The organism is Peribacillus loiseleuriae, from assembly GCF_001183985.1.
Lineage (GTDB): Bacteria > Bacillota > Bacilli > Bacillales > DSM-1321 > Peribacillus > Peribacillus loiseleuriae.
Genome location: NZ_LFZW01000001.1, coordinates 93331 through 108259 on the forward strand (window position 1 = coordinate 93331; position 14929 = coordinate 108259).

16 protein-coding genes and 2 other annotated features are annotated in these 14929 nt (G+C 39.1%); all 16 genes read left to right on the plus strand.

Annotation, left to right across the window (positions count from 1 at the left end):
* Positions 1–79 precede the first annotated feature (79 nt).
* The 16 genes from gltX to rpoB all read left to right on the plus strand — a co-directional run bounded on the left by gltX (position 80) and on the right by rpoB (position 14910).
* On the plus strand, positions 80–1537 hold the full coding sequence (gltX, locus tag AC625_RS00470) for a glutamate--tRNA ligase (RefSeq protein ID WP_049679524.1): 1458 nt from the start codon (positions 80–82) through the stop codon (positions 1535–1537).
* A 44-nt stretch (positions 1538–1581) separates the two neighbouring features.
* Positions 1582–1816, plus strand: a binding site (T-box leader).
* A gap of 135 nt (positions 1817–1951) precedes the next feature.
* Positions 1952–2611: a serine O-acetyltransferase gene (gene cysE / locus AC625_RS00475; RefSeq protein ID WP_049679525.1), complete on the plus strand. Its 660-nt coding sequence runs from the start codon at positions 1952–1954 to the stop codon at positions 2609–2611.
* Positions 2601–3998, plus strand: a complete 1398-nt coding sequence (gene cysS, locus AC625_RS00480; RefSeq protein ID WP_049679526.1) for a cysteine--tRNA ligase — start codon at positions 2601–2603, stop codon at positions 3996–3998. The genes cysE and cysS overlap by 11 nt, the downstream gene beginning before the upstream one ends.
* A 5-nt stretch (positions 3999–4003) precedes the next feature.
* Entirely contained in the window at positions 4004–4417 is a 414-nt protein-coding gene (locus tag AC625_RS00485) for a Mini-ribonuclease 3 (RefSeq protein ID WP_049679527.1), read from the plus strand.
* Positions 4418–4421: 4 nt separating this feature from the next.
* Complete coding sequence (rlmB, locus tag AC625_RS00490) at positions 4422–5165, plus strand: 23S rRNA (guanosine(2251)-2'-O)-methyltransferase RlmB (RefSeq protein WP_049679528.1); 744 nt, start codon at positions 4422–4424, stop codon at positions 5163–5165.
* Positions 5166–5168: 3 nt separating this feature from the next.
* Entirely contained in the window at positions 5169–5678 is a 510-nt protein-coding gene (locus tag AC625_RS00495) for an NYN domain-containing protein (RefSeq protein WP_049679529.1), read from the plus strand.
* Positions 5679–5765: 87 nt separating this feature from the next.
* Positions 5766–6398, plus strand: a complete 633-nt coding sequence (gene sigH, locus AC625_RS00500) for an RNA polymerase sporulation sigma factor SigH (RefSeq protein ID WP_049683515.1) — start codon at positions 5766–5768, stop codon at positions 6396–6398.
* A 100-nt stretch (positions 6399–6498) separates the two neighbouring features.
* Positions 6499–6648: a 50S ribosomal protein L33 gene (rpmG, locus tag AC625_RS25260; protein WP_082190898.1), complete on the plus strand. Its 150-nt coding sequence runs from the start codon at positions 6499–6501 to the stop codon at positions 6646–6648.
* 50 nt (positions 6649–6698) lie between these two features.
* The gene (gene secE / locus AC625_RS00505) at positions 6699–6881 is read left to right on the plus strand and encodes a preprotein translocase subunit SecE (protein WP_049679530.1); all 183 of its coding nucleotides are present in this window, start codon (positions 6699–6701) and stop codon (positions 6879–6881) included.
* A gap of 371 nt (positions 6882–7252) precedes the next feature.
* Complete coding sequence (gene nusG, locus AC625_RS00510) at positions 7253–7786, plus strand: transcription termination/antitermination protein NusG (RefSeq protein ID WP_049683516.1); 534 nt, start codon at positions 7253–7255, stop codon at positions 7784–7786.
* Between the two features lie 177 nt (positions 7787–7963).
* Positions 7964–8389, plus strand: a complete 426-nt coding sequence (gene rplK, locus AC625_RS00515) for a 50S ribosomal protein L11 (RefSeq protein ID WP_028390474.1) — start codon at positions 7964–7966, stop codon at positions 8387–8389.
* A 106-nt stretch (positions 8390–8495) separates the two neighbouring features.
* Complete coding sequence (rplA, locus tag AC625_RS00520; protein ID WP_049679531.1) at positions 8496–9197, plus strand: 50S ribosomal protein L1; 702 nt, start codon at positions 8496–8498, stop codon at positions 9195–9197.
* Positions 9198–9246: 49 nt separating this feature from the next.
* Positions 9247–9394 (plus strand) — a sequence feature (ribosomal protein L10 leader region).
* A 38-nt stretch (positions 9395–9432) separates the two neighbouring features.
* On the plus strand, positions 9433–9933 hold the full coding sequence (rplJ, locus tag AC625_RS00525; RefSeq protein ID WP_049679532.1) for a 50S ribosomal protein L10: 501 nt from the start codon (positions 9433–9435) through the stop codon (positions 9931–9933).
* Between the two features lie 58 nt (positions 9934–9991).
* A complete protein-coding gene (gene rplL / locus AC625_RS00530) occupies positions 9992–10351 on the plus strand; it encodes a 50S ribosomal protein L7/L12 (protein WP_049679533.1) in 360 nt (119 codons plus the stop codon).
* A gap of 131 nt (positions 10352–10482) precedes the next feature.
* Positions 10483–11088: a class I SAM-dependent methyltransferase gene (locus tag AC625_RS00535; RefSeq protein WP_049683517.1), complete on the plus strand. Its 606-nt coding sequence runs from the start codon at positions 10483–10485 to the stop codon at positions 11086–11088.
* A gap of 240 nt (positions 11089–11328) precedes the next feature.
* Positions 11329–14910, plus strand: coding sequence for a DNA-directed RNA polymerase subunit beta (rpoB, locus tag AC625_RS00540; RefSeq protein WP_049679534.1), 3582 nt, complete (start codon positions 11329–11331; stop codon positions 14908–14910).
* Positions 14911–14929 lie beyond the last annotated feature (19 nt).

Here is a 14929-nt window from a genome sequence, read left to right on the forward strand (position 1 = left end):
AATGAGAATTCCCATGTGGTTAGGCCATTTTGGGATTATGAAGTGACGTATGGAATGTATTTATTAGGAGGAGTCAGATATGAGCAGTGACATTCGAGTCCGATATGCACCTAGTCCAACAGGGCATTTACATATAGGTAACGCACGTACGGCTTTGTTTAATTATTTGTTTGCACGAAATCAAGGCGGGAAGTTTATTATCCGAATTGAAGATACAGACCAAAAGCGGAATATTGAGGGTGGCGAAGAGAGCCAGCTCAAATATTTAAAGTGGCTTGGGATTGAGTGGGATGAAAGTATTGATGTTGGTGGGGGATATGGACCTTACCGTCAATCTGAGCGAAATGATATTTACAAAGATTTGTATGAAGAGCTGCTCGAAAAAGGCATGGCATATAAATGCTATTGCACCGAAGAAGAAATTGAAGCGGAGCGCGAGGAACAGCTTGCTCGTAATGAAACACCAAAATATTCAGGGAAATGCCGTCATTTGACAGAAGAAGAGCGGAGCAAATTAGAGGCAGAGGGAAGAAAGCCTAGCATTCGCTTTGCAGTTCCATCCGACAAGGTCTTCACGTTTAAAGATATGGTTAAAGATGACGTATCCTTTGAAGCGGAAGGGATAGGCGACTTTGTTATCGTCAAAAAAGACGGGATTCCTACTTATAATTTTGCGGTGGCAGTAGATGATCACTTGATGAAAATCTCACATGTACTTCGTGGCGATGATCACATCTCGAACACGCCAAAACAATTGATGATTTATGAAGCATTTGGTTGGGAACCTCCTGTGTTTGGGCATATGACACTTATCGTTAATGAGAGCCGCAAGAAATTAAGTAAACGTGATGAATCAATTATTCAATTTATTGAGCAATATGAAGAATTAGGTTATTTGCCAGAAGCGTTATTCAATTTTATTACACTGTTGGGCTGGTCTCCGAGCGGAGAAGAAGAAATATTTTCTAAAGAAGAGTTTATCACAATGTTTGATGCAGACCGTCTATCGAAATCACCGGCATTATTTGACACGCAGAAGCTAACATGGATGAACAATCAATATGTGAAACAACTTGATGTCAGCCGTGCTGTAGATGTATCGCTGCCCCATCTTGTGAAAGCAGGGAAAGTATCTGCTGAGTTAAGTGAAGAAGAAGCTAAATGGGTCTATCAATTAGTTGATTTGTATCAGGAACAAATGAGCTTTGGTGCGGAAATCGTTGAACTATCACAACTATTCTTTAAAGAAGAACTGGATTTTGAAGAAGAAGCAAAAGAGGTACTTGCAGAAGAGCAAGTGCCAGAGGTTATGCAAGCATTCCTTCAAGAACTTGATACCCTAGAAACATTTACCGCTGATGAAATTAAGAAGGCTATAAAAGCTGTTCAAAAAAGCACAGGACAAAAAGGGAAAAAACTCTTTATGCCGATTCGTGCAGCAGTAACAGGACAAACACACGGACCTGATCTTCCGAAAGCCATTGCGCTTTTAGGGAAGGAAAAAATAAAACAACGTGTAGAGAGCATTTTAAGTTAACATTTTGTTGGAAATGTAATATAGTATTAGATAATTATTAGCTAAAAAACGCGTAGATAGGGAGAAGTAAGAAAATGATGCTTGAAAGAGAGAACCATAACCTGCTGAAAGTGGTTTAAGCCCCTCATTTCCTGAAATGCACCCTGGAGCTCTTTGTTGAACTAACAGATAGTAGGCAAAGGCGGAATTTCCTCCGTTATCGGGAAACAAGTTGGAAATAGAAGCGATTCGCTGAACATTTCAAACAGAGTGGAACCGCGCTGACAAAGCGTCTCTGTCTATTGGACAGAGGCGTTTTTTTATTGAGTAAAAAGAAATATTTCTCGTGTGGAAAATGCTTAGCAAGTTCACAATGGATCCATTACATCATGCTAAATAGAAAAGAATAGAAGGGATATATAGGAGGTAACAACGTTGTTTAAAATGTTCAAGGAAGATTTAGAGGTCATATTCGACCAGGATCCTGCTGCACGTAGTTATCTAGAAGTTATTCTGACATACGCTGGATTGCATGCCATTTGGAGTCATCGACTGGCCCATGCCTTTTATAAACGTAAATTCTTTTTCATTGCAAGAACTATTTCGCAAATCAGCCGTTTTTTCACTGGTGTTGAAATTCATCCAGGTGCGCAAATTGGGAATCGTTTTTTTATTGATCATGGAATGGGAATCGTGATTGGTGAAACTTGTGAAATTGGGGATAATGTATCTGTATTCCAAGGTGTCACACTTGGAGGAACAGGAAAAGAAAAAGGCAAAAGGCATCCGACTATTAAAGATAATGTATTAATTGCTACAGGTGCTAAGGTGTTGGGATCCATCGAAGTTGGAGAAAACTCCAAAATTGGCGCAGGTTCTGTTGTACTGAAAGAAGTTCCTCCGAATTCGACTGTTGTTGGTATTCCAGGAAAAGTCGTCATTCAAGATGGAGTAAGAATAAATAAAGATTTGAACCACACAGACCTACCTGACCCTATTGCAGACCGTATTGTAGAATTGGAAAAAGAACTGCTGGATATGAAAGCGGAATTGTATGCGTTGAAGGAAGAAAGGAGAAAAGAATATGACTATTAAAATTTATAATACTGTAACACGGGAGAAGGAAGAATTTATTCCATTAGAAGTAGGTAAGGTTAAGATGTACGTTTGCGGACCTACCGTATACAACTATATTCATATTGGCAATGCTCGCCCTGCCATCGTGTTTGATACCGTTCGTAATTATCTTAAGTTTAGCGGTTATGATGTAAATTTTGTTTCAAATTTCACAGATGTAGATGATAAATTAATTAAAGCTGCGAAGGAACTAGGGGAAGATGTTCCGACGATTGCAGAACGATTTATTAATGCCTATTTTGAAGATGTCTCAGCGTTAGGCTGCAAAAAGGCAGATAAACATCCGACTGTAATGGAGAATATGGATACTATTATTGATTTTGTTTCTGCATTGATTGAAAAAGAATATGCTTATGAATCTGAAGGGGATGTCTATTTCCGTACTCGTAAATTCGATTCGTATGGCAAACTTTCACATCAGTCCATTGATGAGTTACGCATCGGTTCAAGAATTGAAGTAGGAGAAAGAAAACAAGACGCGCTGGACTTTGCTTTATGGAAAACAGCCAAGGAAGGCGAAATTTCTTGGGAGTCTCCATGGGGCAATGGCCGTCCAGGCTGGCATATCGAATGCTCAGCAATGGCGAAGAAATACCTCGGTGACACGATCGATATCCATGCAGGTGGGCAAGATCTAACATTCCCACATCATGAAAATGAAATTGCCCAATCAGAGGCATTGACAGGGAAAACATTTGCGAAGTACTGGATGCATAATGGCTATATAAATATAGATAATGAAAAAATGTCGAAATCACTAGGAAATTTTGTCCTTGTACATGACATTATTCAGCATCATGACCCACAAGTATTGAGATTTTTTATGTTATCTGTTCATTATCGCCACCCAATCAATTATAGCGAAGAAGTACTTGAGAAGACAAAAGCGGCATTTGACCGTTTGAAAACATCTTTTCAAAACTTAAGGCATCGTTTAGATTCAAGCTCTGGACTAACGGATAACAATGGTTTGTGGTTGAAGAAAATTACGGACTTACATGATGAATTCACTCGTGAAATGGACGATGACTTTAATACAGCTAATGCAATCTCTGTCTTATTCGAACTTTCCAAGCAAGCTAATTACTATCTGATGGAAAAGAATACAGATCAGGATGTGATTGAGAAATTCATCGAAGAGTTTCAACTATTAACGTCCATACTTGGTTTGACTCTGGAAGAAGAAACTTTGCTAGATGAAGAAATAGAAGCGTTGATTCAGCAGCGTATCCAAGCGCGTAAAGACCGGAACTTTAAACTTTCAGATGACATTCGTGACCGATTAAAACAATTAAATATTATTCTCGAGGATACACCCCAAGGTACAAGATGGAAAAGAGGATAAGCAATATGCAATATGAAAAGAAAGTTGATGAAAAAATGGTGAACAGCCTTGCTCTTGCTTACATGGGTGATGCCATATATGAAACGTATATTCGGCATCATCTTTTGAAAAAAGGTGCAGTGAAGCCAAATCTGCTTCATAAAGAAGCAACTTCTTTCGTATCAGCTAAAGCACAAAGTAAAATCATTCATTTTTTTATCGAAAACAATCAATTAACAGAGGAAGAACGAGCTGTTGTAAGGCGCGGTAGGAATGCTAAGTCAGGTAGTGTGCCGAAGAATACAGATGTTCAAACCTATCGATATGGCACAGCGTTTGAAGCATTAATGGGCTATGTATATTTATCAGGGAACAACGAGAGATTAGAAGTTCTTATCGATCAATCGATACAATTTATTGAAGAAGAAAAAAGGAGATGAGCTTATGAGTGAGGAATATATCATTGGAAAGAACCCTGTACTTGAAGCATTGCGGTCTGAGCGTGATATGAATAAAATATGGATTGCTGAAGGTTCGCAAAAAGGTACGATGCAGCAAATTATTGCACTAGCAAAAGAGCGGAATATATTCATTAATTTTGTCCCGAAAAAAAAGATTGATCAAATGACAGAAGGTATTCATCAAGGGGTTGTTGCCCAGGTAGCTGCGTATACATATGCAGAAGTGGATGATCTATTTGCTGTGGCAGAATCTCGTGATGAAGCTCCCTTTTTTATATTATTAGATGAAATTGAAGACCCTCATAATCTTGGATCAATCATGCGTACAGCAGATGCGGTAGGAGCTCATGGAATTATTATTCCGAAACGTAGGGCCGTGGGGTTAACTGCAACTGTAGCAAAATCGTCAACAGGAGCCATCGAGTACATTCCTGTGGCCAGGGTAACAAATATGGCAAGAACCATTGATGAATTAAAAGAACGTGGGGTCTGGATTGTCGGTACTGATGCGTTGGGCAAGGATGATTACCGAAACATGGATGGTAAGATGCCAATCGGTCTCGTAATCGGCAGTGAAGGAAAGGGAATGGGCCGCCTTATTAAAGATAAATGTGATTTCCTTATCCGTATGCCAATGATCGGAAAGGTAACTTCGTTGAATGCATCTGTTGCTGCTGGGTTGTTGATGTATGAGGTTTACCGAAAAAGAAATCCTTTAGGGGAATAGGTAATGAATATTCTGTTGGTAGACGGTTATAACATTATTGGAGCTTGGCCGGAACTAAGAGAATTAAAGGAACGTAATCTATCGGAAGCCCGTGATCGTTTGATTGAGAAGATGGCAGAATATCAAGCTTTTTCAGGTTACAGAGTCATCGTCGTGTTTGATGCCCATTTTGTTCAGGGAATTGAGCGTAAATATAAAAATTTTAAGGTGGAAATTATTTTTACAAGAGAAAATGAATCTGCAGATGAACGGATAGAAAAAATGGCTATCAATTTAAATAATATTAAAACCCAGATTTATGTGGCAACCTCTGATTTTACTGAACAGTGGGTGGTTTTTGGACAAGGAGCTTTACGAAAATCTGCACGTGAGCTTCTAAATGAAATGAATCACATTGAAATAGAAATTGACAAAAAGCTTAATAATACGACAAAGTTCAAACAAAATTCCAAGATTGATTTAACAGACGAAGTGGCAGAAATTTTTGAAAAGTGGCGTCGGGGGAGGTTTTGAGCGGTTGACGAGCAATTTTCACCTACTGTATAATATTGTTAACTATGTGTACGGTCAGGGGGATAAAATGTGGGATCCAACTTCGGAATGAAAGTGAATGAGGATTATTGCCAGTTTGATGATGACGTGCTTGTGGACTATGTGCATAAAGGGGACAGCGAGGCTTTGGATTATTTAATCCAAAAATACCGCAACTTTGTAAGAGCTAAAGCTAGAACCTATTTTTTAATCGGCGCGGATAAAGAGGATATTGTACAAGAAGGCATGATAGGTTTATATAAGGCAATTCGTGATTTCAAAGGAGACAAGCTGTCATCATTTAAAGCATTTGCGGAGCTGTGTATAACAAGGCAAATCATTACAGCAATTAAAACAGCAACAAGACAAAAACATATTCCCTTAAATTCATATGTTTCTTTGGACAAGCCTATCTATGATGAAGAATCAGATCGCACGCTTATGGACGTTATATCTGGAGCGAAAGTTCTAAATCCCGAAGAACTATTTATAAATCAAGAAGAATTTGACGACATCGAATTAAAGATGGCGGAATTATTGAGTGATTTAGAAAGAAAGGTCCTTGCACTTTATCTTGATGGACAATCTTATCAGGAAATTTCAGAAGAATTAAACCGGCACGTAAAGTCTATTGACAATGCTCTTCAACGAGTCAAGAGAAAACTTGAACGATATTTGGAAGTGAGGGAAGTTACCCTATAATTCCCTGTATTCATGCGGTATTTAGGCTTATTGTTAGTTGACAATAAGTGACAGCCGTGATAAAGTTTTAACGATGTAGAGATAGATAGGTGTGGAAATGATGAGAAAAAAATTAATCCTCGCTTGTACGGATTGTGGTTCAAGAAATTACTCTTCTGAAAGCAATAAAGTAGCAACTGTGGAGCGACTAGAAATTAAGAAATTTTGTAGTACTTGCAATGCCCATACCACGCATAAAGAAACGAAGTAACTGTTTAAATAGATTGACAGAACCTATCTAATTGCTTGGAGGTTACATTCATGAATCGCATAACCGAATTTTTCCGCGGTGTTGCTCGAGAGATGAGAAAAGTAAGCTGGCCTAAAAGAAAAGAGCTTACAAGATATACGGTTGTAGTGCTTTCAACTGTTGTCGTTATGGCGTTGTTCTTTGCTGTAGTAGATTTAGGCATATCTGAACTAATTCGTCTTGTTATTGAATAAGAGATTCGAAAATAAGCTATAATAGTGCTAGAATAATAAAGAACAGTAAAAAGCCCGGAAACGGGTTTTTTAATTTGTCTTTTTTAGAAGATAAAAGAAGTATAAGTTTTTTCAAAGGGTTTTGATGCCTGTCGAAAACGACCTCACCCTCTAGTCATTAGCCAAGTAATTTGATGGGGAGAAAACCACCCCCTCTATACAACTTACTTGTCATATACTAGCCTTGAGGTTAAACATGGCGCTAGCGCTTTTCTTAAAAAGAAATTTATTCAGAAGCCAGAAATGTCTTCTTGGATTTTTCAAGAATAATGAAAATCAGTGTTAAAAAAGAAAAAGGTATGGGGAGGGAAGGGCGATTTAGTCCTATTAATATGGAAAAAAATTGGTATGTTGTACACACGTACTCAGGATATGAAAATAAAGTAAAAGCGAATCTTGAGAAACGTGTCGAGACAATGGCGATGCAAGATAAGATTTTCCGCGTCGTTGTTCCTGAAGAAGAAGAAACAGAAATTAAAGATGGTAAGAAAAAGGTTGTAAAAAAGAAGGTATTTCCAGGATATGTACTTGTGGAAATTATTATGACGGATGATTCTTGGTATGTCGTACGTAATACACCTGGAGTGACAGGATTTGTTGGTTCTTCTGGGGCTGGTTCAAAACCAACTGCTTTACTACCTGAAGAAATTGAAGTGGTTCTTAAACGCATGGGTGTTGATGAACAGCGTATCGAAGTAGATTTCGAAATTGGTGACACCGTAACGGTTAAGGAAGGTCCCTTTTCTGATTTTACGGGAGTTATCGAAGAATTGGATAAGGACAGAAGTAAAGTACGAGTGCTTGTCAATATGTTCGGCAGAGATACCCCTGTTGAACTTGATTTTAATCAGGTAGAAAAAATATAATCTGAAAAAACTTGAAATCAATTTTGGAAAGTGGTAGAATTTCATAGGTCAGTATGTTTCTATTATGAGACCTAAATGATACAAACATTCTTTATTCAATTAAAGAATTTAAGATGAGTGGGAGGGTATACCCCTATTACCACATCACGGACTTAGACTTATAAGGAGGTGTGTCTCGTGGCTAAAAAAGTAATTAAAATGGTTAAATTGCAAATTCCTGCTGGGAAAGCGAATCCGGCACCGCCGGTTGGTCCTGCACTAGGTCAAGCTGGTGTTAACATCATGGGATTCTGTAAGGAGTTCAACGCTCGTACAGCAGATCAAGCTGGTCTAATTATTCCTGTTGAAATTACGGTATTTGAAGACCGTTCATTTACATTCGTAACAAAAACTCCACCTGCTGCAGTATTGCTTAAAGTTGCAGCTGGAATTGAGTCTGGTTCTGGTGAACCTAACCGTAATAAAGTTGCTACAGTCAAACGCGATAAAGTACGCGAGATTGCAGAAACAAAAATGCCTGATCTAAACGCAGCAAACGTTGAGTCTGCAATGCGTATGGTTGAAGGTACAGCACGCAGTATGGGTATTGTCATCGAAGATTAATCCCATCTAACAGTTATTCGTTTCTACGGGGTTGCGATTCATACTCGCAACCTTTATTCGTGGGAGGTTATTCCGTTAAAACCACAATATAGGAGGATTTTATATCATGGCTAATAAAGGTAAAAAATATCTTGAAGCAGTACAATTAATTGACCGTACTAAAGCATATTCAGCTACAGAGGCTGTAGAACTTGCTAAAAAAACTAGCTTTGTAAAATTTGATGCAACGGTTGAAGTTGCTTTCCGTTTAGGCGTTGATCCTAAGAAAGCTGATCAACAAATTCGTGGAGCAGTAGTGCTTCCAAACGGAACTGGTAAAACTCAACGTGTATTAGTTTTTGCTAAAGGCGAAAAAGCTAAAGAAGCAGAAGTTGCAGGCGCTGATTATGTTGGAGATGCAGAATACATCAACAAAATCCAACAAGGTTGGTTTGAATTTGATGTAATCGTTGCTACTCCAGATATGATGGGTGAAGTCGGTAAACTAGGTCGTGTATTAGGACCAAAAGGTCTTATGCCTAACCCTAAAACTGGTACAGTTACATTTGACGTAACGAAAGCAGTTAACGAAATCAAAGCTGGTAAAGTTGAATACCGTGTTGACAAAACTGGTATTATTCACGCTCCGATTGGTAAAGTTTCTTTCGAAGACAGCAAATTGGTTGAAAACTTTGCAACAATCTATGATACGTTAATGAAAGTAAAACCTGCTGCGGCTAAAGGAACTTACATGAAGAATGTTTCTGTAACGACTACAATGGGCCCTGGTGTTAAGGTTGATCCTTCTTCATTCGTTGTAAAAAAATAACATTTGACAACATGAAACGATTATTGCTATAATCTGTTTTGTTATTATAAAATGAATATCATTTGTACCGTAGACAGTAGGCGCTCAATGTTGAGCTTAATTTCCTGCCGAGGTAATTCGATAAAATAGTCCATGACTATGACTTTCAAATTACTGCCTCCTCGTCTGCAAGATGTGGAGGCATTATCTTTGACCGGTATAAATGTTTTCAAGCAAATCTATAGGAGGTGTAAGGATGAGCGCCATTATCGAACAAAAGGTTCAAATTGTTAATGAGATCACTGAGAAATTCAAAGCTAGCCAATCAACTGTTGTTGTTGACTACCGCGGATTATCTGTTTCAGAGTTAACAGAACTTCGTAAACAACTTCGTGAAGCAGGCGTTGAGTTCAAGGTTTACAAAAACTCTATGACTCGCCGTGCTGTTGAAGCTGCTGAATTAGTTGCTTTAAATGAATCATTGACTGGCCCGAACGCAATTGCATTCTCAACTGAAGATGTTATTGCTCCTGCGAAAATCCTTAACGATTTCGCGAAAAAACATGAAGCATTAGAAATTAAAGCTGGAGTTATAGAAGGAAACGTTGCAACGGCTGAAGAAATTAAAGCACTTGCAGAACTTCCATCACGCGAAGGTCTACTTTCAATGCTACTCAGCGTGCTACAAGCACCTATCCGCAATCTTGCTCTTGTTACAAAAGCTGTGGCAGAACAAAAAGAAGAACAAGGAGCGTAAGTTAACGCTTAGCCCTTGGTAATAAAAAACTAAAACAAACCCTAGGAGGAAATATACAATGACTAAAGATCAAATCATTGAAGCAGTTAAAACTATGACTGTTTTAGAACTAAACGACCTAGTTAAAGCAATCGAAGAAGAATTTGGCGTAACTGCTGCTGCTCCTGTAGCTGTAGCTGCTGCTGGTGGCGCTGCTGCTGAAGAACAAACTGAGTTTGATGTTATTCTTGCTTCTGCAGGCGACCAAAAAATCAAAGTTATCAAAGCTGTTCGTGAAATCACAGGACTTGGTCTTAAAGAAGCGAAAGAACTTGTTGATAACACTCCTAAAGCAATCAAAGAAGGCGTATCTAAAGAAGAAGCTGAAGAATTCAAAGCTAAACTTGAAGAAGTTGGAGCTGGCGTTGAAGTTAAGTAATCTTTCTTGTTAAAAAGCTCGCTATTATGGCGGGCTTTTTTTCTCTTACCTTTGAAATCGTAAGCTTCCAATCTTCACAAATCTTCTCTCGAAATTCTTCAATTAATCTTTTCTGATAGGAGGAGATGACTCTGGCAGATCATTACTACACACAAAAACCGGATGTTGAAAGCAATCCGAAATTTTGGGACTACACTCTGAGAGGACGCTCGTTTCGCTTCAAAAGTGATAATGGGGTGTTTTCGAAAAAAGACATCGATTTCGGATCGCGCCTATTAATTGAAACCTTTACTCTAGATGAAGAGATAAAAGGGAGCATTTTAGATGTGGGTTGTGGATATGGTCCGATTGGGCTTTCCATTGCTGCATCTTTTCCAGAAAGAACAATAGAATTAATAGATATTAATAGCCGTGCAGTTGCTCTTGCGAAAGATAATGCGAAATCAAATGGAATTACAAATGTGAATATCCATGAAAGTGATCAATTAGACAGTGTGGAAATGGACCAATTTGCAGCGATACTGACCAACCCACCTATTCGTGCGGGGAAAGCAGTCGTTCACGGCATTTTAGAAAAAAGTCATGCGAAATTGAAGGATCACGGCGAGTTGTGGGTTGTCATTCAGAAAAAGCAAGGTGCTCCTTCTGCAATGGAGAAGATGGAACAGGTTTTTGGAAATGTTAGGACGGCTGTAAAGAAAAAGGGTTATTATATACTTGTATCTAAAAAAAATTGACTCAGATTTTTCACTATGTTAGTATTATATAATGCATATATATAATTCCTTAACTATGCAATTTTTATACCAATGGTGTATAGAAAGTGGTTTAATTGGAAAAAATATATAAATAATAGTTCGTTTTATGAGAAATTGTGGTTTTTAAAACAAAAAACCATTTTCTTTTTGTCTAAGGAAATACACTTTTTCCAAAAGGCAAATGGAACCTTATAACGCTTGATTTAAGGGGTGAATCGGTTGACAGGTCAACTAGTTCAGTATGGACGACACCGCCAACGTAGAAGTTATGCAAGAATCAGTGAGGTATTGGAATTACCAAACCTAATTGAAATTCAAACCGCTTCTTATCAATGGTTTCTTGATGAAGGGTTAAGAGAGATGTTCCAGGATATTTCTCCGATTGAGGACTTTACGGGCAATTTATCGCTTGAATTTATCGATTACAGTTTGGGGGATCCCAAATATTCGGTAGAAGAATCGAAAGAACGTGATGTAACGTACTCAGCACCACTTCGTGTAAAAGTCAGACTTGTAAATAAAGAAACTGGGGAAGTCAAAGACCAAGATGTATTCATGGGTGATTTTCCTCTTATGACCGAAACAGGTACATTCGTCATTAATGGTGCAGAACGCGTTATCGTTTCACAACTTGTTCGTTCACCAAGTGTGTACTACAATGGAAAAATGGACAAAAACGGAAAATACGGCTTTACGGCTACTGTTATTCCAAACCGAGGTGCGTGGTTGGAGTATGAAACAGATGCAAAAGACGTAGTTTATGTCAGAATTGACCGCACACGCAAATTGCCAATTACAGTATTGATGCGTGCCCTTGGGTTTGGGTCTGATCAAGAAATTCTTGACCTTATTGGAGACAATGAGTATATCCGTAATACGCTCGAAAAGGATAATACTGAAAGCGTAGATAAAGCATTACTAGAGATTTACGAACGTCTTCGCCCGGGTGAACCACCAACTGTAGAAAATGCAAAAAGCCTTTTAGTTTCACGTTTCTTTGATCCGAAGCGTTATGATTTAGCGAATGTAGGCCGCTACAAACTAAATAAAAAGCTTCATATTAAAAATCGTTTATTTGGCCAACGTATCGCCGAAACATTAGTTGATCCGGAAACTGGTGAGATTATTGTTGAAAAGGGCACTCTTCTAGACCGTCGTATTTTAGATCGCATTCTTCCTCATCTTGATGAAGGAATAGGCAATCGCACATACCAGCCAGTAGGCGGTGTGGTCGAAGATGAGATTTTGCTTCAACCAATTAAGATATATGCTCCAAACGATACAGAAGGCGAGAAAATCATCAATGTAACCGGGAATGCAAATGTAACGGATCGTGTGAAAAACATTACTCCTGCCGACATTCTATCTTCTATTAGCTACTTCTTTAATTTGCTTCATGGAGTAGGGATTACGGATGATATCGATCATCTTGGAAATCGTCGTCTTCGTTCAGTTGGTGAATTATTACAAAATCAATTCCGAATTGGATTATCAAGGATGGAGCGAGTTGTTCGTGAAAGAATGTCCATTCAAGACACGAATACCATTACACCGCAGCAATTAATTAATATTCGCCCGGTGATTGCATCTATTAAGGAATTCTTCGGAAGTTCTCAACTTTCTCAATTTATGGACCAAACAAATCCATTAGGAGAATTGACGCATAAACGTCGTCTTTCTGCATTAGGACCAGGCGGTTTAACGCGTGAACGTGCTGGTTTTGAAGTGCGTGACGTTCACTATTCTCACTATGGTCGTATGTGTCCGATTGAAACACCAGAGGGTCCAAACATTGGGCTTATCAACTCATTATCCAGCTATGCAAAGGTAAATCCATATGGATTTATCGAGACACCATTCCGTCGTGTGGATCCTGAAACAGGAAAAGTTACAAATCGCATTGACTATTTGACAGCTGATGAAGAGGATAACTATGTAACTGCTCAAGCGAATACTCGCTTAGACGATGATGGATCATTTATTGATGATAACATCGTAGCCCGTTTCCGCGGTGAAAACACTGTAGTACCACGCGACCGCGTTGATTACATGGATGTTTCCCCGAAACAGGTTGTATCCGCGGCGACTGCTTGTATTCCTTTCTTAGAGAACGATGACTCTAACCGTGCCCTAATGGGAGCAAACATGCAACGTCAAGCGGTGCCGTTATTACAACCAGAAGCACCTCGTGTCGGAACAGGTATGGAATATGTATCTGCTAAAGATTCTGGAGCAGCTGTTATTTGTAAGCATGAAGGAATCGTAGAACATGTTGAATCACGTGAAGTCTGGGTACGACGAGTAAGTATTGTGGATGGACAAGAGGTAAAAGGAAATCTTGATAAATACCGTCTATTAAAGTTTATCCGTTCTAACCAAGGCACGTGCTATAATCAACGCCCAATCGTAAGTGTAGGGGACAAAGTGGTCCAAGGGGAAATCTTAGCTGATGGTCCGTCAATGGAATCAGGTGAGCTTGCTTTAGGTCGTAACGTTCTTGTGGCATTTATGACTTGGGATGGTTATAACTATGAAGATGCTATTATTATGAGTGAACGTCTTGTGAAAGATGATGTATATACATCGATTCACATTGAAGAGTATGAGTCAGAATCACGTGACACAAAACTTGGACCTGAAGAAATTACTCGGGATATTCCAAACGTTGGGGAAGATGCACTTCGTAACCTTGACGAACGTGGCATAATCCGCATAGGTGCTGAAGTAAAAGACGGAGACTTACTAGTGGGTAAAGTAACGCCAAAAGGTGTAACGGAACTTACAGCTGAAGAACGTCTTTTACACGCTATCTTTGGTGAAAAGGCACGTGAAGTACGTGATACGTCCCTTCGTGTACCACATGGTGGCGGCGGAATCGTACATGATGTTAAAGTATTTAACCGTGAAGATGGAGATGAACTTCCACCGGGAGTAAATCAACTTGCACGTGTATATATTGTTCAAAAACGTAAAATTCATGAAGGCGACAAAATGGCAGGTCGTCATGGTAATAAAGGGGTTATCTCTCGTCTTCTTCCAGAAGAAGATATGCCTTATTTACCAGACGGCACACCTGTTGACATCATGTTAAACCCGCTAGGTGTACCATCTCGTATGAACATTGGGCAGGTATTGGAATTGCATTTAGGAATGGCAGCCAGAGCTCTTGATATTCATGTTGCTTCTCCGGTATTCGATGGAGCAACAGAGGAAGATGTTTGGGCAACAATTGCTGAAGCTGGAATGGCAAGCGATGCGAAAACAGTCTTATATGACGGACGCTCAGGTGAACCATTCGATAACCGTGTATCAGTCGGTGTCATGTATATGATCAAACTTGCTCATATGGTTGATGATAAGCTTCATGCTCGTTCAACAGGACCTTACTCACTCGTTACACAGCAGCCACTTGGTGGTAAAGCACAATTCGGTGGGCAGCGTTTCGGTGAAATGGAAGTGTGGGCACTTGAAGCATACGGTGCTGCATACACCTTGCAGGAAATTCTTACTGTTAAATCCGATGATGTCGTCGGTCGTGTGAAAACATATGAAGCAATTGTGAAAGGCGAAAATGTGCCAGAGCCTGGTGTTCCTGAATCATTCAAAGTATTGATTAAGGAGCTTCAAAGCTTAGGATTGGATGTCAAAATCATGAATGCTGAAGACCGTGAAGTTGAAATGCGCGATTTGGAAGATGAAGATGATGTAAATCATTCTGACTCCTTAAACATTGAGACAAAAGGTAAAGAAATGGTTGCCTCAGATGCTGGCGCGAAAACAAATGTCATCACAACGGATTAACGCTTTGATTAAATAGTTT